Source organism: Aeromicrobium massiliense JC14 (assembly GCF_000312105.1).
In the GTDB taxonomy this organism is placed as follows: Bacteria; Actinomycetota; Actinomycetes; order Propionibacteriales; family Nocardioidaceae; genus Aeromicrobium; species Aeromicrobium massiliense.
Genome location: NZ_HE978637.1, coordinates 499,337 through 523,346, shown reverse-complemented (window position 1 = coordinate 523,346; position 24,010 = coordinate 499,337). Strand labels below are relative to the sequence as shown.

25 protein-coding genes, 1 pseudogene and 1 riboswitch are annotated in these 24,010 nt (G+C 73.2%); of the genes and pseudogenes, 5 read left to right on the top strand and 21 right to left on the bottom strand.

From position 1 onward, the window contains the following. Positions 1-41: 41 nt before the first annotated feature. Together HGAM_RS09800 and HGAM_RS09795 are read right to left on the bottom strand one after the other, a co-directional pair. Positions 42-1,139: a branched-chain amino acid aminotransferase gene (locus HGAM_RS09800; RefSeq protein ID WP_019145311.1), complete on the bottom strand. Its 1,098-nt coding sequence runs from the start codon at positions 1,137-1,139 to the stop codon at positions 42-44. A gap of 48 nt (positions 1,140-1,187) precedes the next feature. Beyond that, on the bottom strand, positions 1,188-2,252 hold the full coding sequence (locus HGAM_RS09795) for a 3-isopropylmalate dehydrogenase (RefSeq protein WP_019145310.1): 1,065 nt from the start codon (positions 2,250-2,252) through the stop codon (positions 1,188-1,190). A 485-nt stretch (positions 2,253-2,737) separates the two neighbouring features. Between HGAM_RS09795 and HGAM_RS09785 the strand changes: the two genes are divergently transcribed. Beyond that, complete coding sequence (locus HGAM_RS09785) at positions 2,738-3,301, top strand: O-methyltransferase (protein WP_019145309.1); 564 nt, start codon at positions 2,738-2,740, stop codon at positions 3,299-3,301. A gap of 27 nt (positions 3,302-3,328) precedes the next feature. Here the strand turns inward: HGAM_RS09785 and yczE are convergent. Next, positions 3,329-3,868: pseudogene (gene yczE, locus HGAM_RS21115) on the bottom strand (membrane protein YczE); the annotation flags it as partial. Further along, positions 3,865-4,005 carry a hypothetical protein gene (locus tag HGAM_RS20365; protein WP_154653258.1) on the bottom strand — a complete coding sequence of 47 codons (141 nt, stop codon included), beginning with the start codon at positions 4,003-4,005 and terminating at the stop codon, positions 3,865-3,867. The pseudogene yczE and the gene HGAM_RS20365, both read right to left, overlap by 4 nt. Positions 4,006-4,066: 61 nt before the next feature. Here HGAM_RS20365 and yczR point away from each other — a divergent pair, with 61 nt between their 5' ends. The 3 genes from yczR (at position 4,067) to HGAM_RS09760 (ending at position 6,388) form a co-directional block, all read left to right on the top strand. After that, positions 4,067-5,506 carry a MocR-like transcription factor YczR gene (yczR, locus tag HGAM_RS09770; protein WP_019145307.1) on the top strand — a complete coding sequence of 480 codons (1,440 nt, stop codon included), beginning with the start codon at positions 4,067-4,069 and terminating at the stop codon, positions 5,504-5,506. A 29-nt stretch (positions 5,507-5,535) separates the two neighbouring features. Beyond that, entirely contained in the window at positions 5,536-5,985 is a 450-nt protein-coding gene (locus HGAM_RS09765) for a MarR family winged helix-turn-helix transcriptional regulator (protein WP_019145306.1), read from the top strand. Between the two features lie 79 nt (positions 5,986-6,064). Then, entirely contained in the window at positions 6,065-6,388 is a 324-nt protein-coding gene (locus tag HGAM_RS09760; protein WP_019145305.1) for a hypothetical protein, read from the top strand. On the opposite strand, the gene HGAM_RS09755 is transcribed toward HGAM_RS09760, so the two are convergent. The 12 genes from HGAM_RS09755 to HGAM_RS09700 form a co-directional block, all read right to left on the bottom strand. Beyond that, positions 6,385-7,038, bottom strand: a complete 654-nt coding sequence (locus tag HGAM_RS09755; protein ID WP_019145304.1) for a TenA family protein — start codon at positions 7,036-7,038, stop codon at positions 6,385-6,387. The two genes, HGAM_RS09760 and HGAM_RS09755, sit on opposite strands and share 4 nt — an antisense overlap. Beyond that, a complete protein-coding gene (thiD, locus tag HGAM_RS09750) occupies positions 7,035-7,829 on the bottom strand; it encodes a bifunctional hydroxymethylpyrimidine kinase/phosphomethylpyrimidine kinase (protein WP_019145303.1) in 795 nt (264 codons plus the stop codon). The genes HGAM_RS09755 and thiD overlap by 4 nt, the downstream gene beginning before the upstream one ends. Beyond that, a complete protein-coding gene (gene thiE / locus HGAM_RS09745) occupies positions 7,826-8,452 on the bottom strand; it encodes a thiamine phosphate synthase (RefSeq protein WP_019145302.1) in 627 nt (208 codons plus the stop codon). The genes thiD and thiE overlap by 4 nt, the downstream gene beginning before the upstream one ends. Further along, complete coding sequence (gene thiM, locus HGAM_RS09740; RefSeq protein WP_019145301.1) at positions 8,449-9,237, bottom strand: hydroxyethylthiazole kinase; 789 nt, start codon at positions 9,235-9,237, stop codon at positions 8,449-8,451. Before thiM ends, thiE begins: the two co-directional genes overlap by 4 nt. Beyond that, positions 9,226-9,320, bottom strand: a riboswitch (TPP riboswitch). (Overlaps the previous gene by 12 nt.) Before the next feature lie 76 nt (positions 9,321-9,396). Next, positions 9,397-10,422 carry a ketol-acid reductoisomerase gene (ilvC, locus tag HGAM_RS09735; RefSeq protein ID WP_019145300.1) on the bottom strand — a complete coding sequence of 342 codons (1,026 nt, stop codon included), beginning with the start codon at positions 10,420-10,422 and terminating at the stop codon, positions 9,397-9,399. A gap of 30 nt (positions 10,423-10,452) precedes the next feature. Then, positions 10,453-10,986 (bottom strand): acetolactate synthase small subunit, encoded by a 534-nt coding sequence (ilvN, locus tag HGAM_RS09730; protein WP_019145299.1) that lies wholly within the window; start codon positions 10,984-10,986, stop codon positions 10,453-10,455. Between the two features lie 73 nt (positions 10,987-11,059). Then, positions 11,060-12,835 (bottom strand): acetolactate synthase large subunit, encoded by a 1,776-nt coding sequence (locus HGAM_RS09725; protein ID WP_019145298.1) that lies wholly within the window; start codon positions 12,833-12,835, stop codon positions 11,060-11,062. A gap of 210 nt (positions 12,836-13,045) precedes the next feature. Next, the gene (locus HGAM_RS09720) at positions 13,046-14,503 is read right to left on the bottom strand and encodes an SDR family NAD(P)-dependent oxidoreductase (RefSeq protein ID WP_019145297.1); all 1,458 of its coding nucleotides are present in this window, start codon (positions 14,501-14,503) and stop codon (positions 13,046-13,048) included. A gap of 77 nt (positions 14,504-14,580) precedes the next feature. After that, complete coding sequence (locus HGAM_RS09715; RefSeq protein ID WP_019145296.1) at positions 14,581-15,249, bottom strand: SseB family protein; 669 nt, start codon at positions 15,247-15,249, stop codon at positions 14,581-14,583. An 8-nt stretch (positions 15,250-15,257) separates the two neighbouring features. After that, the gene (ilvD, locus tag HGAM_RS09710) at positions 15,258-16,952 is read right to left on the bottom strand and encodes a dihydroxy-acid dehydratase (protein ID WP_019145295.1); all 1,695 of its coding nucleotides are present in this window, start codon (positions 16,950-16,952) and stop codon (positions 15,258-15,260) included. Between the two features lie 90 nt (positions 16,953-17,042). Further along, positions 17,043-17,747: a hypothetical protein gene (locus HGAM_RS18690; RefSeq protein ID WP_019145294.1), complete on the bottom strand. Its 705-nt coding sequence runs from the start codon at positions 17,745-17,747 to the stop codon at positions 17,043-17,045. Beyond that, positions 17,744-18,385: a SatD family protein gene (locus tag HGAM_RS09700; protein ID WP_020691710.1), complete on the bottom strand. Its 642-nt coding sequence runs from the start codon at positions 18,383-18,385 to the stop codon at positions 17,744-17,746. Before HGAM_RS09700 ends, HGAM_RS18690 begins: the two co-directional genes overlap by 4 nt. Before the next feature lie 80 nt (positions 18,386-18,465). Here HGAM_RS09700 and HGAM_RS09695 point away from each other — a divergent pair, with 80 nt between their 5' ends. Next, positions 18,466-19,335 (top strand): ATP-grasp domain-containing protein, encoded by an 870-nt coding sequence (locus tag HGAM_RS09695; RefSeq protein ID WP_019145292.1) that lies wholly within the window; start codon positions 18,466-18,468, stop codon positions 19,333-19,335. A gap of 1 nt (position 19,336) precedes the next feature. On the opposite strand, the gene HGAM_RS09690 is transcribed toward HGAM_RS09695, so the two are convergent. From HGAM_RS09690 to gatC, 5 genes are read right to left on the bottom strand one after another with little or no spacing between them, the layout of a single operon-like run. Then, the gene (locus HGAM_RS09690; protein ID WP_019145291.1) at positions 19,337-19,630 is read right to left on the bottom strand and encodes a DUF1540 domain-containing protein; all 294 of its coding nucleotides are present in this window, start codon (positions 19,628-19,630) and stop codon (positions 19,337-19,339) included. Between the two features lie 29 nt (positions 19,631-19,659). Beyond that, complete coding sequence (locus HGAM_RS09685; protein ID WP_019145290.1) at positions 19,660-20,697, bottom strand: GGDEF domain-containing protein; 1,038 nt, start codon at positions 20,695-20,697, stop codon at positions 19,660-19,662. 6 nt (positions 20,698-20,703) lie between these two features. After that, the gene (gatB, locus tag HGAM_RS09680; protein ID WP_019145289.1) at positions 20,704-22,197 is read right to left on the bottom strand and encodes an Asp-tRNA(Asn)/Glu-tRNA(Gln) amidotransferase subunit GatB; all 1,494 of its coding nucleotides are present in this window, start codon (positions 22,195-22,197) and stop codon (positions 20,704-20,706) included. Then, positions 22,194-23,702, bottom strand: coding sequence for an Asp-tRNA(Asn)/Glu-tRNA(Gln) amidotransferase subunit GatA (gene gatA / locus HGAM_RS09675; RefSeq protein WP_019145288.1), 1,509 nt, complete (start codon positions 23,700-23,702; stop codon positions 22,194-22,196). Before gatA ends, gatB begins: the two co-directional genes overlap by 4 nt. Next, on the bottom strand, positions 23,702-24,004 hold the full coding sequence (gene gatC / locus HGAM_RS09670; protein WP_019145287.1) for an Asp-tRNA(Asn)/Glu-tRNA(Gln) amidotransferase subunit GatC: 303 nt from the start codon (positions 24,002-24,004) through the stop codon (positions 23,702-23,704). The genes gatA and gatC overlap by 1 nt, the downstream gene beginning before the upstream one ends. Between the last annotated feature and the right edge of the window lie 6 nt (positions 24,005-24,010).

Below are 24,010 nucleotides of genomic sequence, written 5' to 3'. Positions count from 1 at the left end.
CGTTGTCGCGACGACGCCTCCCCCGAGGATCAGCCCGGAGGCTAGACGTCGATCCTCTGCATCCAACCATGCGTGTCGGTCGCCCGGCCGTACTGGAGGTCGACGAGCGCGGCGCGCAGGTCGGAGGTGACCTTGCCGGTCGTGCCGTCGCCGGTCACGACCTCGTCGCCGTCCCACTTGAGCCGGCCGATGGGCGTGATGACCGCCGCCGTGCCGCAGGCGAAGACCTCGGTGATCGAGCCGTCGGCCACGCCCTGGCGCCACTCGTCGATGCTCACGGGACGCTCCACGACCTCGTGGCCGCGGTCGCGCGCGAGCTGCATGAGCGACTCGCGGGTGATGCCCTCCAGGATCGTGCCGCTCGTCTCGGGGGTGACGATCGACCCGTCGGCCTGGACGAAGTACACGTTCATGCCGCCGAGCTCCTCGACGTACGTGCGCTCGACCGGGTCGAGGAAGACCACCTGCTCGCAGCCGTGCGCCGCGCCCTCCATCTGCGGCTTGAGGCTGGCGGCGTAGTTGCCGCCGCACTTGGCCGCGCCGGTGCCGCCGACCGCGGCGCGGGTGTAGTTCTCCGAGAGCCAGATCGAGACCGGGTGCACGCCGCCGCTGAAGTACGGGCCGGCCGGCGACGCGATGACCGAGTAGGTCACCTTGAGCGACGGCCGGACGCCGAGGAACGCCTCGGAGGCGAACATGAACGGGCGCAGGTACAGGCTGGTCTCGCCACCGGTGGGCACCCAGGCACGGTCGGCCTCGACCAGCGCCTTGATCGAGCCGACGAACCACTCGACCGGCAGCTCGGGCAGCGCGAGCCGGTCGGCCGAGCGCTGGAAGCGCTTGGCGTTCTCCTCGGGCCGGAACGTCCAGACCGAGCCGTCCTCGTGGGCGTACGCCTTGAGCCCCTCGAAGATCTCCTGCGCGTAGTGCAGGACGGCCGAGGCGGGGTCGAGGAGCAGCGGGCCGTACGGCACGACGCGGGCGTCGTGCCAGCCCTCCTCGGGCGTCCAGTCGGCCAGGAACATGTGGTCGGTGAAGTGCTTGCCGAAGCCGGGCTCGGCGAGGATCGTGCTGCGTTCGTGCTCGGTCCGGGCGAGCGGGTTGGGCTCGAAACGGACCGGAAGACCGGTGGTGGACATGGCGTTCACGGTAGTGCGTCCTTGGGTTCGGGGGATGGAGGGGCGGCGTCAGGACGCCGGTACGCCCTCGGCCACGCGCGCCGCGATGGCCTCCCCCACCTCCTCGGTGCTGCGCGGTCCGGCAGCGTCCGTGCGGGCGACGACGTCGGCCTCGACGGCGCGCTCGATCTCGGCGGCCGCCTCGGGGTGGCCGAGGTGGTCCAGCAGCAGCGCGCCGGACAGGATCGCCGCGGTCGGGTCGGCCTTCGACTGGCCGGCGATGTCGGGCGCCGAGCCGTGCACGGGCTCGAACATGCTGGGCGCGGTGCGGTCGGGGTTGACGTTGCCGCTCGCGGCCAGGCCGATGCCACCGGTGATGGCGGCGGCCAGGTCGGTGAGGATGTCGCCGAACAGGTTGTCGGTGACGATCACGTCGAAGCGCGCCGGGTCGGTGGCCAGGAAGATCGTCGCGGCGTCCACGTGCAGGTAGTCGACGGTGACGTCGGGGAACTCCTCGCCCACGGCCGCGACGGTGCGGCTCCACAGGTGGCCGGCGTGCACGAGCACGTTGTTCTTGTGCACGAGCGTCAGCGTGCGCCGCGGACGCGCCTGGGCGCGGGCGAACGCGTCGCGCACCACGCGCTCGACGCCGAACGCCGTGTTGAGGCTGACCTCGGTGGCCACCTCGGCCGGCGTGCCGACGCGGATCGCGCCGCCGTTGCCGACGTACGGGCCCTCGGTGCCCTCGCGGACGACGACGAAGTCGATCTCGCCCGGGTCGGCCAGCGGGGTGGCGACGCCCGGGTACAGCTTGCTCGGGCGCAGGTTGACGTAGTGGTCGAGCTCGAAGCGCAGCTTGAGCAGCAGGCCGCGCTCCAGGACGCCCGACGGCACGCTCGGGTCGCCGACGGCGCCGAGCAGGATCGCGTCGTGGCCGCGGACCTCGTTCAGCACCGAGTCCGGCAGCACCTCGCCGGTGGCGTGGTAGCGGCGGGCGCCGAGGTCGTACTCGGTGCGGTCGAAGGCGAGTCCGTGGGCCGGGGCGATCACGTCGAGGACGCGCAGCGCCTGCGCGGTGACCTCGGGGCCGATGCCGTCGCCGGGCACGACGGCCAGGGAGTAGGTGCGGGTCATGGCGTCATCCTAGGACGTCCGGTCTCAGGATGTGAAACCGGCGTCTCACGGAATGGTCGGCTCAGTTGTCGTCGGGACGCTCGGCGAGCAGCTCGTCGCGCTCGTCACGCAGGTGGGCGGGGCCCCACTCGAGATCGGGACGGTTCATGGTGGTTCTCCTCGGTAGTGGCAGATCAGGGACGGCGGTCTCGTCGTGATGACGACCGCTCAGGGCCGGGGTGCCGGGGTTCTGGTGAAACCGAGGAGGTGTTCGGCCGGACCGGGTTGCGGTGCGGCGGAGCCTGCGGCGGAGCGGTCGAGCCAACGACGAGCACCGCGGCAGGGTGTGGCCCTTTAGGAGGCCCTGCCGCGGCAGGCGACTACTCGCTGCTTCCGCATGGCGCCGAGCATAGCCCGGCGGACGGGCCGGGGCGCAGCATCTCGTGACGTGTCTCACTCCACGCTCCCCCCGACCCGCGCCCGGGCCGACGTGTGAGACTGGCCCGGTGAGTGCCCCGACCGAGCTGCCCGACCTGGTGTCCGCGACCCTCGACCTGTCCCGCCAGCGCGGCTTCATCACGTCGACGCGGCACGAGACCGGACGCCTGCTGGCCACGCTCGCGGCCGCGAAGTCCGGCACGCTCGCCGAGCTGGGCACGGGCTGCGGCGTGGGCTCGGCCTGGCTGTCCAGCGGTGCCGCCACCGGCGCCCGCGTGGTGACCGCGGAGCTCGACCCGGCCCTGGCCGAGGACGTCCAGGACATCTTCTCCGCGACCGACAACGTCGAGGTCGTCTCCGGCGACTGGTCGGTGCTGGAGAAGTACGCGCCGTTCGCGCTGCTGTTCGTCGACATCCGCGAGGTCATGAACGACCTCGACCTGGTCGCCGACCTCATGGAGCCCGGCGGCATCGTCGTGCTGGACGACTTCGTGCCCTCAGCCTTCTGGCCGCCGATCATCGAGGGACGCGTCGACACCGTGCGCGAGCGGTGGCTGACCGACGAGCGCTTCGCCGCCGTCGAGATGCTCATCGACCCCGACGCCTCGCTGCTCATCGCCACTCGGCGCTGAGCGCGTCGTCAGGCCCAGGAACAGCTGCACCAGCGGGCCGATGGCCAGCGCGTAGACGACCGTCCCGACGCCGACCGTCCCGCCCAGCGCGAACCCGATCACCAGCACCGTCACCTCCAGGCCCGTGCGCACCAGGCGCACGCTGAGCCCGGTGCGGCGCGAGATGCCCACCCACAGCCCGTCCCGCGGGCCGGTGCCGAGGTTCGCCCCCACGTAGAGCGCCCCGGCGAGCGCGTTGCCGACGACGCCGCCGAGCAGCATCGCCACCTGCACCGCGAGGACGTCCGGCGTCGGCAGCCACGCCAGGGTCACGTCGGCGGCGATGCCGATGAGGGCGATGTTGAGGATCGTGCCGAGACCCGCACGCTGACGCAGCGGGATCCAGGCGAGCATGACGACGACACCGACGGCGATGACGACCTGGCCGAAGGTGAGCGGCAGCCGGTGGGCGAGGCCCTCGTGCAGGACGTCCCACGGGTCGAGCCCGAGACCGGCCTCGACGAGCAGCGCCATGGTGGCGCCATAGAGCCACAGGCCGACGACGAGGCGGAGCAGACGGAGGGTCACCGGACGATCCTCTCGTCCTGGAGCCGCGCCGGCGCGGCGCGGTGCCCGTAGCCGTCGCCGGCCACGGCCCGGACGGTCACGGCCAGCACGGCCGCGACCACGGTCACGAGGAGCAGGAGGAGCAGGAGGAGCAACATGCAGGCCACCATGTCGCGAATTGGCCCTCGACTCGATGGCCAATTCCGACAGACTGGACCCATGACGTCCTTCGTGCCCGCCTCCCGGCTCGCCGCGCTCCTCGGCTCGGAGCCGCTGCGCTCCCCCGCCTACGCCGACCTGGCCGAGCGCGTCCGGCTACTCGTGGTGGACGGCCGCGTGGCCGACGGCGCCCGGCTGCCCAGCGAGCGCGACCTCGCCGTCGCGCTCGGCGTCAGCCGGACGACGACCGCGCGGGTCTACGCCGAGCTGCGCGAGCGCGGGGTGCTGCGGTCGCGTCGCGGCTCGGGCAGCGTCGTCCAGGTGCCGCCGAGCGAGTCGCACGTCAGCTCGCTGATCACCGCACCGTCCGCTCCCGGCACGATCGCCCTCACCTACTCCGCACCCGCGGGGCCACCGGGGCTGGCGCGTGCGTTCGCCGCCGCCCAGGAGCAGCTGCCCGCGCTGCTGGCGACCACGGGCTACCTGCCTGACGGGCTGCCGGTGCTGCGCGAGGCGCTCGCCGAGCGCTACCGGCGGCAGGGACTGCCCACCGATCCCGAGCAGGTCGTCGTCACCAACGGCGCCATGGGCGCGCTGTCGCTCGCGTTCCGGACGTTCGTCTCGGCCGGCGACCGCGTCGTCGTCGAGGGGCTCTCGTACCCGCACGCGTACGACGCGATCGTCGCCAGCGGCGGGCGCCTCGCCCCGCTGCCGGTCACCGAGCATCCGTGGGACGTGCAGGCGCTCGCGGCCCTGCTCGGCAGCGGGCGGCACGCGACGGCCTACTTCATCCCCGACTTCCACAACCCGACCGCCGCGGTGATGGACGAGTCGACCCGCGCGGCGTGGGCGCGGCTGCTGCGCCGCCACGGCGTGCTGCCGGTCGTCGACGAGTCGCTGCGCGAGGTGAACCTGGACCGGGTCGAGCTGCCACCGTCGTACGCGACCTACGACCCGCGCGCCGTGCTCGTCGGCTCGGCGTCCAAGGAGTTCTGGGGCGGCCTGCGCATCGGCTGGGCCCGGCTGCCACGGCACCTGGTCACCCCGGTGCTGCAGCGGAGGATGACCCTCGACCTCGGGTCGTCGGCGTTCGAGCAGCTGGTGCTCGCCCACCTGCTGCAGGGCGACGGCGCCGACGCCGACCACCGCCGCGAGACCGCCCGGACGGCCCGCGACCACCTGCTCGCCGAGCTCGCGGTGCAGCTGCCGATGCTGGCCGCCGAACCGCCCGCGGGCGGGCTGAACGTGTGGGCCGAGCTGCCGGAGCGCGTCTCCACCCCGCTCGTCGCGGCGGCCGAGCGGCACGGGCTGCTGCTGACCCCGGGACCGCGCTTCCACGCCCATGCGGGCGGCGAGACCCGCCTGCGCCTGCCCTACACGCAGGGCGAGGCCGTCATCACCGAAGCGGTGCGCCGGCTGCGCGACGCGTGGGACGAGGTGACGTCGCGGGCTGGTCGCCCGGCGGCGGCCGGCCGGGCGCCGATCGACCTGATCGCCTGACGCCGCACGGTGCTTAGTACACTAACGACGTGACCACGAACGATCCCCTGTCGCTGGACGAGCAGGTGTGCTTCGCCATCACCGTCGCCGCGCGCGAGGTGGTGGCGTCCTACCGGCCGGTGCTCGCCCCGCTCGGCCTCACCCACCCGCAGTACCTGGTGATGCTCGCGCTGTGGGAGGACGACGGCGTCAGCGTCGGCCAGCTCGCCGCCCGGCTCAGCCTCGAGCCCGCCACGCTCACGCCGCTGCTCAAGCGGCTCGAGCGCGACGGTCACGTCGAGCGCCGCCGAGCCACCCACGACGAGCGGCTGGTGCTCGTCCACCTCACCGACGCCGGACGCGCGCTGCGCGAGCGGGCGCTCGAGGTGCCGCCGCGCATGCTCGAGACGTTCGGCCTGGACGTCGCCGACCTCGCCGAGGTCAATCGCATCCTGCGCGACCTGTCCGGTCGCGCCCGTCCCACGGAGGTCCAGGCATGAGCGAGCGCCCGCGAGCGACCATCGAGACCGTCATGCCGGGGCCGACGTACCGTTCTTCTTCTTGCACGGAGGTCCAGGCATGACCGAGCGCCAGCCCACGACCGCGCAGCCGCGTGACGTCGACCGCGAGATGAGGGCGCTGGACCGGGTCCGCCGCCGGGTCGCCGCGATCGGCTTCTTCGTCATCACCATCCACGGCGTCATCGGGCTCATCGTGGTGGGCCACATCGTCGACGGCCAAGGCCGGCACGGCGACGCGATCGGCCTGGTGGTGATGTCCGGCGTGGTCGCGCTCATCCAGTACGCGGGCTGCCGCTTCATCCTCGGGGCCCGGCTGTGGTCGCCGGTCTGGATCGCGCTCTCGCTCGTCCCGACCGCCTACGGCCTCTGGCTGGTCCTCTAGCCCGCGGCCCGGGCCGCGGGCCCTCCGCGCCACGCCTCGTCCCAGAACAGCCACTCGAACCGGGTCGCCGTGGCGTACGCGTCCAGCACGGCCCGGTCGGGTTGGGGGGCGACCGCGTCGAGGTACGCCTCGACGTCGGTCACCGCGGCGTCGAAGGCCGGGTCGACGTAGGTGTCGATCCACGCCGCGTAGGGGTGCGACCCGGCTGCGCGGCCCGCGTGGACCGCCCGGCCGACCTCCGCGTACACCCGGAAGCACGGCAGGACGGCGGCCAGCCCGACCGCGAAGGGCGCGCTGGCCGCGGCCTCGGCCAGGAACCCGGTGTAGGCGCGGCAGGTGAGCGACGGCTCGGTGCCCGCGAGCACGACGCCCCGCTCGGCCAGCTCGCCGGTGTGCAGCGCCCGCTCGGCCTCGACCGCCCCGGCGGCCGACCGCGCCAGCAGCGCGACGCCCTCGCTGTCCGGCGCCCGCGCCGCCAGCGTCGCCAGCACCCGGGCGTACCGCTCGAGGTAGTGGGCGTCGTCGACCAGGTACCGGACGAACGCCTCCGCGGGCAGCGTCGCGTCGCGCAGCCCGGTCACGAACGGGTGGGCCAGGATCGCGGCGTGCCGCTCCGCCACCGACTCCCAGGCCCGCTGCGCGGTGCTCACGGCGTCACCAGGTGGTCGACGGGGCCGTTGCCGGACCCGACGTGCTGCTCGGCCCCGGACGCCAGCGCCCGGCCGAGATAGGCCTTGGCCAGCCGCACCGCGTCGTCGAGCCCGTGGCCCAGCGCCAGCCGGCAGGCCACCGCGGACGACAGGGTGCAGCCGGTGCCGTGGCTGTTGCGGGTGCGCACCCGCGGTGCGGCGTGCCACGTCGTCCCCTCGGCGGTCACCAGCACGTCGACGCTCTCGTCGCCGTCGAGGTGCCCGCCCTTGACGAGGGCGGCACGGGCACCCAGCGCGCGCAGCCGCTGACCGGCCCGCTCAAGGTCGTCCACGCCGTGCACGGTCGTCCTGCCCAGCACCTCCGTCTCGGGGACGTTGGGCGTCACGACCGAGGCGAGCGGCAGGAGGCGATCGCGCACGACCGCCACGGTCTCCTCGGGCACGAGCCGGTGGCCGGACGTCGCGACCATGACCGGGTCCAGCACCACGTGCGGCACCTGCGCGGCCGCGAGCACCTGCGCGACCCGCTCCGCCACCTCGGGCTCGCCGAGCATGCCGATCTTGACCGCGGCGACGTCGAGGTCGTCGAGGACGCTGACCAGCTGCTGCTCGACGAAGTCGGCGGGCAACGGGTGCACGCCCTGGACGCCGTGGGTGTTCTGCGCCGTCAGCGCGGTCAGCACTGCCGCCCCGTAGACGCCGTGGACGGTCATCGTCTTCAGGTCGGCCTGGATCCCGGCACCGCCGGACGGGTCCGACCCGGCGATGCTGAGCACGACCGGGACGCTCATCGGTCGACCCTCCCCCGGGCCACGGCCTCGGCCAGGGCGCGCGCGGCCGTCGCCGGGAAGTCCGCCCGGGTGAGGGCGCTGACCACCGCGACACCGTCGGCCCCGGCGCGGACGGCCTCGTGCGCCTCCGCCGGCCCGATGCCGCCGATCACGACGACCGGGAGCCGACCCGCCACCCGGTCCACCACCCGGCGCAGCCCGTCCAGGCCCCACGGGGTCTCGTGGTCCGGCTTCGTCGCGGTCGGCCACAGCGGGCTCACCGCGACGTAGCTGCACGCGGCGAGCTGCTCCTCATCGTCGAGCTGGTCGAGTTCGTTCAGCGACCACCCGACGATCGCGTCCGGGCCGAGTGCGGCACGGGCCTGGGCCGGGGTGGTGTCGGAGGTGCCGACGTGGACACCGTCGCCGTGCCGGGCGGCGGCCACGTCGTCGTTCACGACGACGGGGACGCGTCCGGCCAGGCGCTCGCGCAGCCGCCGCACGTCCGCGACCAGACGCTCGGTGGACGCGTGCTTGTCGCGCACCTGGACGAGCGTCACGCCGCCGTCGACCGCCGCGGCCACCACCGCGTCCAGGTCGTCGCGCGGCTCGGTCACGAGGTACAGCGAGACGTCGAGGCTCACCGGACGTCCGCCGTGGCCAGCCGGCCGGAGTCCAGCGCGGCCAGCTCGTCGAGCAGGTGCGCCCGCAACGTGCCCGGCCCCGCGGCCAGGGCACCGGCCCGCTCCCCCGCGACGGCCAGCATCGCCATGGCCGCGACCGAGCCCTCGACCGGGTCGTCGGCCACCGCGCAGCACGCGGCCACCAGGGCCGTGGCCGAGCAGCCCAGCGCCGAGATCATCGGCATCCGCGGGTCCCCTCCCCGCACGAGCACCACCCGCTCGCCGTCGGTCACCACGTCGGTCGCGCCGCTGACGACCACGACGGACCCGGCGGACGCCGCGAGCGCCTTGGCGTCGTCGACGACCGCCGTCGACTCGTGCGTCGCGTCGACGCCCCGGCCGGCTCCCGTCGCCGTCGCCAGCGCGACGACCTCGCTCGCGTTCGCCCGCACGACGGTCGGCCGCAGCTCCATGAGCGCGGCGGCGGTCTCGCGCCGGTAGGCGGTGGCACCGACCGCGACCGGGTCGAGCACCCACGGGATGCCGCGCTCGGCGGCGACCGACGCCGCGGCGTGCATGCCGGTCACCCACGGCGGGCTGAGCGTGCCGATGTTGACCACGACGGCGGACGCGAGCCCGGCCATCTCGGCCGCCTCCCGCTCGTCGTGGACCATCGCCGGCGACGCGCCCGCGGCGTTCAGCAGGTTCGCCGCCAGGTCCATCGAGACGTAGTTGGTCAGGCACTGCACGAGCGGCGCCTGCGCGCGCAGGCGGTCGAGCAGGGCGGGTGGGGACGTGACAGTCATCGGGCTCCCTCCGTCGGTACGAACCGAATCAGGTGTGCGGGTGTGATCTCAGCCCCGTCGGTGGGGCACCCCGGCCAGTCGGACGTCACCGTAGCAGCGACCGCACGCACGAGGGCCCGCCACCGTCACCGGTGGCGGGCCCTCGTCGCGTCCGCAGGATCAGCGCTCGGCCGAGCCCTCCGTGTAGTCCGCGTCGGTCTGCTGCCACGCGAAGTGGGCGCGCAGCTCCTTGCCGGTCGCCTCGATCGGGTGGCCGGCCTCCTTCTCGCGCAGCTGCTTGAACTCCGGCGCTCCGGCGTCCTGGTCGGCGATGAAGCGCTCGGCGAAGGCGCCGTTCTGGATGTCGCCGAGGACCTCCTTCATGCGCTCCTTGACCGACGCGTCGATGACGCGCGGGCCGGACACGTAGTCGCCGTACTCGGCGGTGTCGGAGATGCTCCAGCGCTGCTTGGCGATGCCGCCCTCCCACATGAGGTCGACGATGAGCTTGAGCTCGTGCAGCACCTCGAAGTAGGCGATCTCGGGCTGGTAGCCGGCCTCGGTCAGCGTCTCGAAGCCCGCCTGCACCAGGTGCGACATGCCGCCGCACAGCACGGCCTGCTCGCCGAACAGGTCGGTCTCGGTCTCCTCGGTGAACGTCGTCTTGATGACGCCGGCGCGAGTGCCGCCGATCGCCTTCGCGTACGAGAGCGCGAAGTCCCAGGCCTGGCCCGAGGCGTCCTTCTCGACCGCGATGATGTCCGGGATGCCGCGGCCGGCGACGAACTCGCGGCGCACCGTGTGGCCGGGGGCCTTCGGCGCGACGAGCACGACGTCGACGCCCTCGGGCGCCTCGATGTAGCCGTAGCGGATGTTGAAGCCGTGGCCGAACACGAGCGTGTCGCCCTCGGCGAGCGCCGGCGCGATCTCCTCGGCGTACAGCGTCCGCTGGACCTGGTCGGGAGCCAGGATGACGACGACGTCGGCCTCCTCCGCGGCCTCGCGCGGGGTCAGGACCGACAGGCCCTCGGCCTCGGCCTTGGCGCGGCTCTTGGAGCCCTCCTTGAGGCCGATGCGGACGTCGACGCCCGAGTCGCGCAGGTTGAGCGCGTGCGCGTGGCCCTGGCTGCCGTAGCCAATGACCGCGACGTTCTTGCCCTGGATGATGCTGAGGTCGGCGTCGTCGTCGTAGTAGAGCTCGGCCACGAGATGTGTCTCCTTGTGTGTAGGGGGTTCTTAGCCGGCCTGCGTGCCGGGGACGGCGCGCAGGGTCCGGTCGGTGATGGAACGCGAGCCGCGACCGATCGCCACGCGACCGGACTGGACGATCTCGCGGATGCCGAAGGGCTCGAGGACGCGCAGCATGGCAGCGATCTTGCCGCTGTCGCCGGTGGCCTCGATGGTGATCGAGTCGGTGGCGACGTCGACGGCCTTGGCGCGGAAGAGCTGGACGGTCTCCAGCACCTGCCCGCGGGTCTGCGCGTCGGCCTTCACCTTGATCAGGACGAGCTCGCGCTCGACCGCGGACGACGGCTCGAGCTCGACGATCTTGAGCACGTGGACCAGCTTGTTGAGCTGCTTGGTCACCTGCTCCAGGGCGATCTCGTCGACGCTGACCACGATGGTCATGCGCGAGATCTCCGGGATCTCGGTCGGGCCGACGGCCAGCGAGTCGATGTTGAACCCGCGGCGCATGAACAGGCTCGAGACGCGGGCGAGGGCGCCGGGCGTGTTCTCGACCAGCACGCTCAGCGTGTGCTGCTTGCTCATCGGCGGCCCTCCGTGAAGATCGCACGGCACGGACGTCCGCCGATGACGGTCGTGGTTCGTTCGCTGCGCTCGCTCACAGGTCGTCGTCCTCCCACTCGGGCGCGAGGTCCCGCGCGATCTTGATGTCGTCGTTGCTGGTGCCGGCGGCGATCATCGGCCAGACCATCGCGTCGCGCTCGACCACGAAGTCGATGACGACGGGGCGGTCGTTGATCGCCATCGCCTTCTCGATCGTGGCGTCCAGGTCGGCCTCGGAGTCGCAGCGCAGGCCCACGCAGCCGTAGGCGTCCGCCAGCTTGACGAAGTCCGGGATGCGGCGCGCGCCGATCGACTCGGGCCCGGTGTTCAGGTCGGTGTTGGAGTAGCGGCCCTCGTAGAACAGGGTCTGCCACTGGCGCACCATGCCCAGCGAGGAGTTGTTGATGACCGCGACCTTGATCGGGATGTTCTCGATCGCGCAGGTCGCGAGCTCCTGGTTGGTCATCTGGAAGCAGCCGTCGCCGTCGATCGCCCACACGACGTCGTCGGGCAGCGCGACCTTGGCGCCCATGGCGGCCGGGACGGCGTAGCCCATGGTGCCGGCGCCGGCGGAGTTGAGCCACTGGCGCGGACGCTCGAAGTCGACGAAGTTCGTGGCCCACATCTGGTGCTGGCCGACGCCCGCCACGTACGTGGCCTGCGGACCGGCGATCGCGCTGATCCGCTCGATCACGGTCTGCGGCGCCAGGCCCTGGGCCGGACGGTCGTACGAGAGCGGGTAGCGCTCCTTGAGCCCGGCCAGGAAGCCCCGCCACGCGGCGTAGTCGCCCCGCTCGTCGTCCTCCTCCGCCGCCTTCTGCAGCGCGACCACGAGATCGGCGATGACCTCGCGGGCGTCGCCCACGATGGGCACGTCCGCGATGCGGTTCTTGGAGATCTCGGCCGGGTCGATGTCGGCGTGGACGACCTTCGCGTCGGGCGCGAACGAGTCCAGGTTGCCGGTCACGCGGTCGTCGAAGCGGGCACCCAGCGACACGATCAGGTCGGCCCGCTGCAGCGCGCCGACGGCGGCCACCGTGCCGTGCATGCCGGGCATGCCCATGTGCAGCGGGTGCGAGTCGGGGAAGGCGCCACGCGCGGTCAGCGTCGTGACCACGGGGATCTGCGCCATCTCGGCGAGCACCTTGAGCTCGGCCGACGCCTCGGCCTTGATGACGCCGCCGCCGACGTAGAGCACGGGACGCTCGGCCTCGAGCAGCAGGCGGGTGGCCTCGCGGACCTGCTTGCCGTGCGGCTTCGTCGTGGGCCGGTAGCCGGGCAGCGCCAGCTCGGTCGGCCACTCGAAGCCGGTCGGGCTCTGCAGCGCGTCCTTGGAGATGTCGACGAGCACGGGGCCGGGGCGCCCGGTGCCGGCGATGTGGAACGCCTCGGCGATGACGCGCGGGATCTCGGCCGGGTCGGTGACCAGGTAGCTGTGCTTGGTGATCGGCATCGTGATGCCGCGGATGTCGGCCTCCTGGAACGCGTCCGTGCCGATGAAGCCGCTGGCCACCTGGCCGGTGATCGCGACGATCGGGACCGAGTCCATGTAGGCGTCCGAGATCGCCGTCACCAGGTTCGTCGCGCCCGGGCCGGAGGTGGCCATGCAGACGCCGACGCGCCCGGTGACCATGGCGTAGCCCTGCGCGGCGTGGCCCGCGCCCTGCTCGTGCCGGACCAGGACGTGGCGGATGCTGGAGTCGAACAGCGGGTCGTACGCCGGGAGGATCGCGCCGCCGGGGATGCCGAAGATCGTGTCCACCCCGGCACGCTCGAGCGCGCGCACCAGGCTCTGGGCCCCGGTGATCTGCTCGTCGAGCTGCTTGGTCATGATGCGTGCCTATCGGTTGGTGTGGTGTCCGGACCCTCGCATAAAAAAAGCCCCCGGCCCGGACGTGGGCGCTGAGGGGAGACGCGACGGTCGAGCCGACCGGCGCGTCTAACGAAGTACTACGAGGACGTGGGCGTTCACGTCACCGATCTTCGCCCCTCCGGCGTCACTTGGTCAAGTAATGAGACGAGATGTCCGACATGTGGACGCTCACCAGGGGTGCGGTGCGTAATCCTTGAGGAAGACGCCGTGCACGTCCTCCCCCGCCTCGCCGCGCACGATCGGGTCGTACACGCGCGCGGCGCCGTCGACCAGGTCGAGCGGGGCCTTGAAGCCCTCCTCGGCCAGCCGCACCTTGGTGACGTGCGGCCGCTCGTCGGTGATCCAGCCGGTGTCGACGGCGGTCATGAGGATGCCGTCGGCCTCGAGCATCTCGCCGGCGCTCGTGCGGGTGAGCATGTTCAGCGCCGCCTTGCTCATGTTCGTGTGCGGGTGGCCCGGGCCCTTGTAGCGGCGGGCGAACTGGCCCTCCATCGCCGAGACGTTGACGACGTACGTGCGCCGGTGCGGAGACGCGGCCATGGCCGGGCGCAGCCGGCTGATGAGGATGAACGGCGCGGTCTGGTTGCACAGCTGCACCTCGAGCAGCTCCAGCTCGGAGACCTCACCGACGTTCTGCACCCAGCTGTTGGTGTCGACGACGTCCGGCACGAGCCCGCCCGCGTCGATGCGGCTGAGGTCGGCCGAGCCCGCCGTCATGGCCTCCTCGGTGAGCCGCTCGGCGGTGATCGCGTCACCGGCCAGCACCGGGTGGGCGTCCACCGAGCCCATGAGCGCGGCGGGGTGCAGGTCCGAGGTGTGTCCGAACGTCACCAGCTCGGGCTTCGGTCCCGGCGGCAGCTCCGCGTTCTCGGCCTCCGCGAGCGGGGCGTAGGCCCCGGGCGTGCGCCGCACCGTCTGGGCCGCGTTGTTGACCAGGATGTCGAGGTGCCCCTCGGACGCCACCTCGTCGGCCAGGGCGATCACCTGGCCGGGGTCGCGCAGGTCGATGCCGACCACCTTGAGCCGGTGCAGCCAGTCGGCGCTGTCGGGCAGGCTCGAGAAGCGGCGCACCGCGTCGCGCGGGAAGCGGGTCGTGATCGTCAGGTGCGCGCCGTCGCGCAGCAGGCGCAGCGCGATGTACATGCCGATCTTGGCCCGGCCGCCGGTGAGCAGCGCCCGGCGCCCGGTCAGGTCGGTGCGCGCGTCGCGCTTGGCGTGGCTCAGCGCGGCGCACTCGGGGCACAGCTGGTGGTAGAACGCGTCGACCGTCGTGTACTTGGTCTTGCACATGTAGCAACCGCGCGGCACGAGCAGCTCACCCGCGACGGCGCCCTTGGCGCTCGACGTCAGCGGGATGCCGGCGGTCTCGTCGTCGATGCGCTGGGCCGAGCCGGTCGCCGTGCTCTCGACGACGGCCCGGTCGGCCGCCTGGACCTGCTCACGCTTGCGGTTGCGCCGCTCGCGCTTGGCGTCCTTGAAGAACCCGCCGGTGGCGCGCCGCAGCGCGACGTAGGCGGGGTCGTCCTGGTCGAGGGCCCCGGCGGTGGCAAGCACGCGGAGCGCGGTCTCGAGGTCGGCGGGGTCGATCTGCGCCTGCGGGTCGGCGGCGTCGTTCGTCAGAGTCATGGGTCCAGCACGGTGAGAGGGCGGGGGTCGCCCCATTCTCCCACGCCGAGCCCGGTGCTCCGTCCACGCCGGGACGGCTAGCGCCGCCAGCGCCGTCGCGGACGCTCGGGCAGCAGCACGTGCTCGCGCCCCAGCACGTCGCGCAGCGGCGCCGGCACGTCGCCGAGCCGCACGACGTCGACCCGCGCGACCCCGAGGGCGTCGGCGTCGACAGCAGCCGCCGCCAGCACCGACTCGAGCGCGGCGTCGACCGCCTCGGCCTCGTCGGGAGCCAAGTCGTGGGCCAGGCAGCCGAGCACCGGGCTGTCGCCGACCGTGTAGCCGAACGCGTGCAGCGCCCGGACCCGCCCGGACGCCGCGGCGACGAGGGCGTCGCGCACCGCGCCGGTCGGGCCGGCCCACGCGTGCAGGGCCGGCTCGCCCGGCGGGAACGGCGACACGAGCTCGCGGAGCGCCGAGACCTCGGCGGAGGTCAGCGTGATCCCGGACGGGAGGCCGGGGTCGACCTGCAGGCCGATGCCGGCCGGCAGCATGGCGACCAGGTCACGCACGCGGATGCGGCGCGGGTCCCAGGACTCGACGTGGAGCGCCTCGGTGATCGCGTCCCGGCTCGCCCAGACGCAGACCGCCTGACGTCCCGGCTCGGGCTCGCTGCCCGAGAAGACGCCTGAGGCGCGGTCGACGCCGATCAGCACCCACGCGTGCAGCAGGTCCCAGCGGGTCGCGAAGGCCGGCGTCTCCCCCACGGCGCGCGTCAGCCGAGGACGGCGCCGTCGGACGCCGAGCCGACGAGCTTGCGGTACTTGGCCAGGACGCCCTTGGTGTAGCGCGGGGGCAGCGGCTCCCAGCCCTGCTTGCGCGCCTCGAGCTCGTCCGCGTCGACCTCGACCTCGAGCAGCTTGTTGGCCACGTCCAGGACGATCGGGTCGCCGTCGCGCACGAACGCGATGGGCCCGCCGTCGACCGCCTCGGGGGCGACGTGGCCGACGCACAGGCCGGTCGTGCCGCCGGAGAAGCGTCCGTCGGTGAGCAGCAGGACGTCCTTGCCCAGGCCGGCGCCCTTGATGGCACCGGTGATCTTGAGCATCTCGCGCATGCCCGGGCCACCCTTGGGACCCTCGTAGCGGATGACCACGACGTCGCCGGCGACGATCGTGCCGTCCTCCAGCGCGTCCATGGCCGCGCGCTCGCCGTCGAACACGCGGGCGGTGCCGCGGAAGACGTCGGTGTCGAAGCCGGCGCTCTTGACGACCGCGCCGCCGGGGGCGAGCGAGCCGCGCAGCACCGTGATGCCGCCGTTGCGGTGGATCGGACGGTCGAGCGGGCGGATGACGTCGCCGTCGAGCTTCACGTCGAGGTCGGCGAGGTTCTCCTCCATCGTCTTGCCGGTGACGGTGAGGGTGTCGCCGTGCATGAGGCCGGCGTCCAGCAGCGCCTTCATGATGACCGGGATGCCGCCGACGCGGTCGACGTCGTACATGACGTACTTGCCGAACGGCTTGAGGTCGCCCAGGTGCGGCACCTTGTCGCCGATGCGGGTGAAGTCCTCGAGCGTCAGGTCGACCTCGGCCTCGCGGGCGATGGCCAGCAGGTGCAGGACGGCGTTGGTCGAGCCGCCCAGCGCCATGACGATCGCGATGGCGTTCTCGAAGGCCTTCTTCGTCATGATGTCGCGCGCGGTGATGCCCTGGCGCAGCAGGTTGACGACGGCCTGGCCGGACGCCTCGGCGAACCCGTCGCGGCGGCGGTCGGGCGCCGGCGGGGCGGCCGAGCCGGGCAGGCTCATGCCGATCGCCTCGGCGACCGACGCCATCGTGTTGGCGGTGTACATGCCGCCGCACGCGCCCTCGCCGGGGCAGATGGCGCGCTCGATCTTGTCCAGCTGCTCGCGGGTGATGAGGCCCTTCATGCAGGCGCCGACGCCCTCGAAGCCGTCGATGAGCGTGACGTCCTCGCCGTCGACCTTGCCCGGCATGATCGAGCCGGCGTAGAGGAAGACGCTCGCCAGGTCCAGGCGCGCCGCGGCCATGAGCATGCCGGGCAGGCTCTTGTCGCAGCCGGCGAGCAGCACCGAGCCGTCCAGGCGCTCGGCCATCATGACCGTCTCGACCGAGTCGGCGATGACCTCGCGGCTGACCAGCGAGAAGTGCATGCCCTCGTGGCCCATCGAGATGCCGTCGGAGACGGAGATGGTGCCGAACTCCAACGGGTAGCCGCCGGCGGCGTGGACGCCGACCTTCGACGCCTTCGCGAGCCGGTCGAGCGACAGGTTGCAGGGGGTGATCTCGTTCCAGCTGGACGCGACGCCGATCTGGGGCTTCTCCCAGTCGTCGTCGCCCATGCCGACGGCTCGCAGCATGCCGCGGGAGGCCGTGGCCTCGATGCCGTCGGTGACGGTGCGGCTGCGCGGCTTGATGTCGATCTGGGGCTTGTCGGGGGTCTGCGCCATGCGTCACAGCGTACGCGGGGCGACACGCCCGGACGCGGGGTGTCGGCATGCTGGGACGCGCTCAGGCCATGGGGCGCGGCGATCATCCGTTCAGAACAGGGGCACCAGGACGAGCGCGGACGCCCAGCTGACGAAGCTGCCGACGAGCACGTACTCGGCGGCGTGCCCGGGAGCGTCGCGGGAGATCTCGGGGAAGCGCAGGATGCCCTTGGCCGCGACGACCGCCGCGAGCGCGCCGTACTCGCCGGCCAGGGCCATCGCGAACAGGAAGATGCGCTCGATCGGGCCGAGCACGCGGCCGCCCTGGAGGCTGCGCTCCTGGGCGATGACCTCGGCGCCGGTGGCGGTGAGCACCATGCGCACCAGCACGTTGGACGTGCCGACGAGGTGGACCAGTGCGGCAGCGCCGAGCAGCGCGTGGGCGGCGTCGACGGCGGCGAGCGCCGGCAGGTCGAGACCGTCGTACCAGCGCAGCAGCCACCCGTCGCCGCTCGCCGGCGACGGGACCGCCAGCGCGGCCGCGGCGGCGGTCAGCAGCCCGACCAGCGGCCAGGGGTAGGCGCTGCCCCAGGACGCGACCGGGGTGGTGAGGACCCACGCCGCCGTCAGGGCCATGGCCAGCGGCACCAGCCACAGCACGTGCGCGCCGAGCGCGAGACCGGTCGTGAGCACCAGCGTGACGGCACCCGCGACGAGCACCGCGCGGACGGCGGCGATCGGCGTCGCGTCGCGGTCGCGCGGCCGGACGAGGTCGGCCGCTCCGAGCGCGGCGAGCAGGAGCGCCAGGAGGGTCATCGCGCCTCCAGCAGCTCGGCCGCACCGACCACGGCCACCGCGCCGGAGCGCTGCAGCGACTGGGACACGGCCGACTGCGACACCTGCTCGTCCTGGGCGATCTGCACCTGGGTCCGTCCTTCCAGCACGCCCGCGAGGATGCGGCGTGCGCGATCGTTCATCCCGGCGACGAGCTGGTCGCGGCACAGCAGGTAGGCGTTGACCACGTCGGCCGGCAGGGCGTCGTGCGCGTCGTCACCCACCGCGTACCAGGAGCGCAGCGAGCGGTGCCGGCCCGACTCGCGACGCTTGGCCTCGACGATGGCGTCACGGGCGGCCCACCACGCCGGGCCGTCCTGCAGCCGACCGTACGGCCCGGCACCGACGTCCTCGACCGTCCCGGCACCCAGGCCCACGCGGCAGTCCAGCTCCCCGGGCAGGGCGAGGCGCAGGAGCAGGGACGCGCGCAGGGCCGTGGCCACGTCGGGGAAGACGCCCTGGCACTCGTCGCCCACCGTCGGGGCGAGCGGCTCGAGGCCCGGGGCCACCTCGTTGACGTGCGCGAGCGCCACGTCGAGCGCCCGCTGGACGGCCCCTCGGTCGCCCTGACGGCGCGAGCCGACGAGGTCGACGATGCAGGCCACGACTGAAGACGTCATGAATGAAGCCTAGCGCTTAACTCCGTCGGATATAAGCCCCTAGCCGATGGGCGGCGGCCACGGCGTCCTAGAGTGCAGGCGTGACCATCGCGCTCGCCACCGCCCTGCCGTTCCGCGACATCGACCCGGACCTGCCGCTGCTGCACGCCGCCGCCGAGCGCCGCGGCCTGGCCGTCGAGACCGTCCTGTGGGACGACCCGGCCGTCGACTGGGTGGGCTACGACGTGGTCGTGGTGCGCTCGTGCTGGGACTACACCGTCCGGCGCGAGGAGTTCCTCGCCTGGGCAGCCACGGTGCCCCGGCTGGCCAACCCGGTCGAGGTGCTGCGGTGGAACACCGACAAGACCTACCTGCGTGAGCTGGCCTCCGCCGGCGTGCCGGTCGTCGAGACCCAGTGGGACGTCCGCAGCGGCGACCCGCTGGCCGGCGAGGGCGAGCCGGACGCCGAGTGGGTGGTCAAGCCGTCGATCTCGGCCGGCTCGCGCGACACCGCGCGCTGGAGCGACCCGGCGGACGTCCACCGGCACAGCGAGGAGCTCCTCGCCCGCGGCCGCACGTCGATGACCCAGCGCTACGTCCCGTCGGTCGACACCGACGGCGAGACCGCCATGCTCTTCCTCGGCGGCCACTTCTCGCACGCCATCCGCAAGGCGCCGCTGCTCGAGCGCGGCGAGGGCGTCAACGACCACCGCGACAGCCGGGGCGACATCACGCCGCGGGCGCCGACCGCGGCCCAGCTCGAGGTGGCCGCGTCGACGCACGACGCGCTGCGCGGCCTGTTCGGCCCGGACCTGGACCTGCTGTACGCGCGCATCGACCTCGTGACGGCACCGGACGGCGGCCCGGTCGTACTCGAGGTCGAGCTGACCGAGCCGAGCCTGTTCCTGCCGCAGAGCGGCGGCGGCGAGGACGTGCTGCTCGACGCGATCGAGCAGCGGGTGCGCGGCTAGGTCAGGACGCCGGCGCGTAGGTGAGGCAGTCGGCGGCGTCGACGCCCGGGCCCACGCGGATCGACTCGGCCCCGCACTCCAGCTCGTGGTTGTGGGTGCAGTCGGCGCGGTGACAGGCGCCGACCTTGGCGATCGACTTCGACAGGCCGCCGTGCACGTCGAGCGCGATGAACGTCCCGCAGGCGGCGTCGGAGCCGGCCTCGACGGTGATCGCACCGGCGTGGCAGGCGGTGTCGTGGTTGTAGGAGCACCCAGCGACCTCGCACTGGTGGACCTCGGGCAACGTCGCGGTCATGGCGACCTCCTCGGACGGGTGCGTCCAGGCTAGGACCCGGTCCCCTGGGGAAGGGAAGCCTCAGGAGCGTCCGGATCCACGGCGTCCGGCTGCGCCAGGACGCGATCCCGCCCCTGCTCCTTGGCTTGGTAGAGCAGCGCGTCCGCCGAGCCCAGCGGGTCGCGGCCGGCGCCCGCCGCGACGCCCGCGCTGAACGTCACCTCCGGACGCGTCTGCTGCCAGCGACCCGCGGTGCGGCGCAGCACCCCGGCAGCCGCCGCCGGCGTGGTGCGCGGCAGCACCAGGAGGAACTCCTCGCCGCCGTAGCGGAACAGCCGGTCGCCCGAGCGCGCGCTCTCACGCAGGCAGTCGGCGAAGTCGCGCAGCAGCACGTCGCCCGACGGGTGACCGAAGGTGTCGTTGTAGCGCTTGAAGTGGTCCAGGTCGACGATCGCGACGGCGTCGTGGGGGCCGAGGGCGGCCAGGGTGCGGTCGAGGTCGGCGCGGTTCGCCAGCCCGGTCAGGGCGTCGGTGGACGCCGTGCGGGACAGCTCCTCGGCCTGCACCCTCAGCAGGCCGAGCAGGCGCGCGGGCACCTCCGCCACCAGCGTCCACACCGCGACGATGACCGGGATGCGCACGAGCGACACGTCCAGGTCGATCTGCAGGATCCAGACGTAGGGCACGAGCGCGACGGGCAGGCACCACCACACCGTGCCCGGGCGCTGCGACAGGCCCACGAACAGGAACGCCAGCGTGAACAGGCCCGGCAGCTCGTGGGCGGTCAGCGGGCTGACCAGGTTCAGCACGACCATGAGCACCAGCACCGCGGCCGGCCACAGCAGCACCGACCGTTCGGACCCGTCGCGGCCCCGGCGGCGCAGCCCGGCCCAGACCGCCAGCGTCGCGAGCACCACGCCCGCCACCGCCAGCACGACCCGCGGTGCGGTGTCGAGCCGGCCGTCGCTGACCGCGCCGGCGACGAGCACGACGACCGCGACGGCGGCGAACGCGCGGGCACCCAGGACGTGCCACCGCGTGACGGGGACGACCGGGGCGACCGCTGCGGCCGATCTCGAGCCGGGCACGGCGGCCTAGCCGAGCTTCTCGAGCACGAGCTCCCTCACCCGTGCCGCGTCAGCCTGCCCCCGCATCTGCTTCATGACGGCGCCGATGAGCGCCCCGGCCGCCGCGACCTTGCCGTCGCGGATCTTCTGCGCCACGTCCGGGTTGTCGGCGATCGCCTGGTCGACGGCCGCGCCGAGCGCCCCCTCGTCCGAGACGACCTCGAGCCCGCGACCGGCCACGACCTCGTCGGGCGTGCCCTCCCCCGCCAGCACGCCGTCGAACACCTGGCGCGCGAGCTTGTCGTTCACGCGGCCGGCGTCGATGAGGCCCTGGATCTGGGCCACGACCTGCGGCGTGATGGGCAGGGCGTCGAGGTCGACACCGGTCTCGTTCGCGCGGCGCGCCAGCTCGCCGAGCCACCACTTCTTGGCCGCCTGCGGGGTCGTGCCCGCCTCGATCGTGGCCACCACGAGCTCGAGCGCGCCGGCACCCACGGTGTCGCGCATGTCGAGGTCGCTGAAGCCCCAGTCGGCCTGCAGGCGCGCGCGGCGCGCGGCCGGCGGCTCGGGCAGCGTCGTGCGCAGCTCCTCGACCCACTCGCGCGACGGCGCGACCGGCGCGAGGTCGGGCTCGGGGAAGTAGCGGTAGTCGTCGGCGTCGGACTTCTCACGGCCCGACGACGTCGTGCCGGTGTCCTCGTGGAAGTGACGCGTCTCCTGCAGCACCGAGCCGCCGGCGTCGAGGATGCCCGCGTGGCGCGAGATCTCGAACTTCACGGCGCGCTCGACCGAGCGGAAGGAGTTGACGTTCTTGGTCTCCGAGCGCGTGCCCAGGACGTCCGACCCCTTGGGCTTGAGCGACAGGTTGACGTCGGCGCGCAGCGAGCCCTGGTCCATGCGGACGTCCGAGACGCCGAGTCCGCCGACCAGGTCGCGCAGGGTCGAGACGTACGCGCGGGCCACGGCGGCCGCCTTGTCGCCGGGCACCTCGATGGTGCGGGTGACGATCTCGATGAGCGGGATGCCGGCGCGGTTGTAGTCGATCAGCGAGTGGTCGGCGCCGTGGATGCGTCCGGTGGAGCCGCCCACGTGGGTGGCCTTGCCGGTGTCCTCCTCCATGTGCGCGCGCTCGACCTCGATGCGGTACGTCTCGCCGTCGACCTCGACGTCCAGGTAGCCGTCGAACGCGATCGGCTCGTCGTACTGCGACGTCTGGAAGTTCTTCGGCATGTCCGGGTAGAAGTAGTTCTTCCGGGCGAAGCGCGACAGCTCGGCGATCTCGCAGTTGAGCGCCAGGCCGATGCGGATGGCCGACTCGACGGCCTTCTCGTTCACGACCGGCAGCGCGCCGGGCAGGGCCAGGCAGACCGGGCAGACCTGCGTGTTCGGCGGCGCGCCGAACGTCGTGGAGCAGCCGCAGAACATCTTCGTCGCGGTGTTCAGCTCGACGTGGACCTCCAAGCCCATCACCGGGTCGTAGCGGTCGAGCGCCTCGTCGAGGGGCACGAGGGTCTCGGTCATCGGGTCGCCTCCAGCTCGGGAGCCTTGGTGAGGATGGGGCCGCCCCACTGCTGCTCGAGCAGGCGCTCGAGCGCGGCGGCGGCGTTGTACAGGCGGTCGTCGGCGTGGGCCGGCGCCAGCAGCTGGAACCCGGACGGCAGGCCGTCCTCGTCGGCCAGGCCGTTAGGGATCGAGATGCCGGGGATGCCAACCAGGTTGGCCGGGATCGTGGCGACGTCGCCCAGGTACATGGCCAGCGGGTCGTCCAGCTTCTCGCCCAGCTTGTACGCCGTGGTCGGCGAGGTGGGCGACGCCAGCACGTCGACCTGGGCGAAGGCGGCCGCGAAGTCCTGCGCCAGCAGGGTGCGGACCTTCTGCGCCGAGCCGTAGTAGGCGTCGTAGTAGCCGCTGGACAGCGCGTACGTGCCCAGGATGATGCGGCGCTTCACCTCGTCGCCGAAGCCGGCGTCGCGCGTGGCGGCCATGACCGCCTCGGCGCTCGGCGTGGCGCCGTCGGGCGTGACCCGCAGGCCGTAGCGCATGGCGTCGAAACGGGCCAGGTTGCTGGACGCCTCGCTCGGCATGACCAGGTAGTAGGCGGCGAGCGCCTGCTTCACGCTGGGCAGCGAGACCTCGACGACGTCGGCGCCGGCCTTGGTCAGCAGCTCGACGGACTCCTCGAACCGCGCGCGGACGCCGGGCTGGAAGCCCTCGCCGCCGAGCTCGGTGACGACGCCGATGCGCAGCCCGTCGACGTCCGCGCGGCGGGCCGCGGCCACGACGTCGGGGTACTCGCCGCTGATGCTGGTGGAGTCGCGCGGGTCGTGGCCGGCCATGACGCCGTGCAGCAGCGCCGCGTCGAGCACGGTGCGGGTGACCGGGCCGGCCTGGTCGAGGCTGGAGGCCATCGCGATGAGGCCGTAGCGGCTGATCGCGCCATAGGTCGGCTTGACGCCGACGGTGCCGGTGACGGCGCCCGGCTGGCGGATCGAGCCGCCGGTGTCGGTGCCGACGGCCAGCGGCGCCTCGAAGGCGGCGACGGCCGCGGCCGAGCCGCCGCCCGAGCCGCCCGGGATGCGGTCGAGGTCCCACGGGTTGTGCGTGGGGCCGTAGGCCGAGTGCTCGGTGGACGAGCCCATCGCGAACTCGTCCATGTTGGTCTTGCCCAGGATGGGCAGGCCGGCGGCCTTGAGCCGCTCGGTGACCGTGGCGTCGTAGGGCGGGATCCAGCCCTCGAGGATCTTCGAGCCGGCCGTCGTGGGGACGCCCTTGGTGGTGATGACGTCCTTGACCGCGATCGGGACGCCGGCGAGGTCGCCGAGCGTCTCGCCGGCGGCCCGGCGGGCGTCGACGTCGGCGGCCTGGGCGAGCGCGCCCTCGGCGTCGACGTGCAGGAAGGCGTTCACGGCGCCGTCGACCGCGGCGATGCGGTCGAGGTGGGCCTGCGTGGCCTCGACCGAGGTCACGTCACCGGAGGCGAGGCGCGCGGCGAGGTCGGCGGCGCTGAGCCGCGTGAGGTCGGTCATCAGTCCTCCCCGAGGATCTGGGGCACGAGGAACTTGTCGTCCTCGGCGGCGGGCGCACCGGCGAGCGCATCGGCCGGCGCGAGGCTCGGCGTCGGCACGTCGGGGCGGAAGACGTTGCGCACCGGGATCGGGTGGCTCATCGCCTCCACGTCGTCACCGGCGACGGCCTGCACCTCGGCGACGTAGCCCAGGATCGAGGGGAGCTCGGCGCCCAGGCGGTCGAGCTCGGCCTCGCTGAGGTCGATGCGGGCCAGGCCGGCCAGGTGCGCGACGTCGTCGCGGGAGATCCGGGGTTCGGACATGCGGTT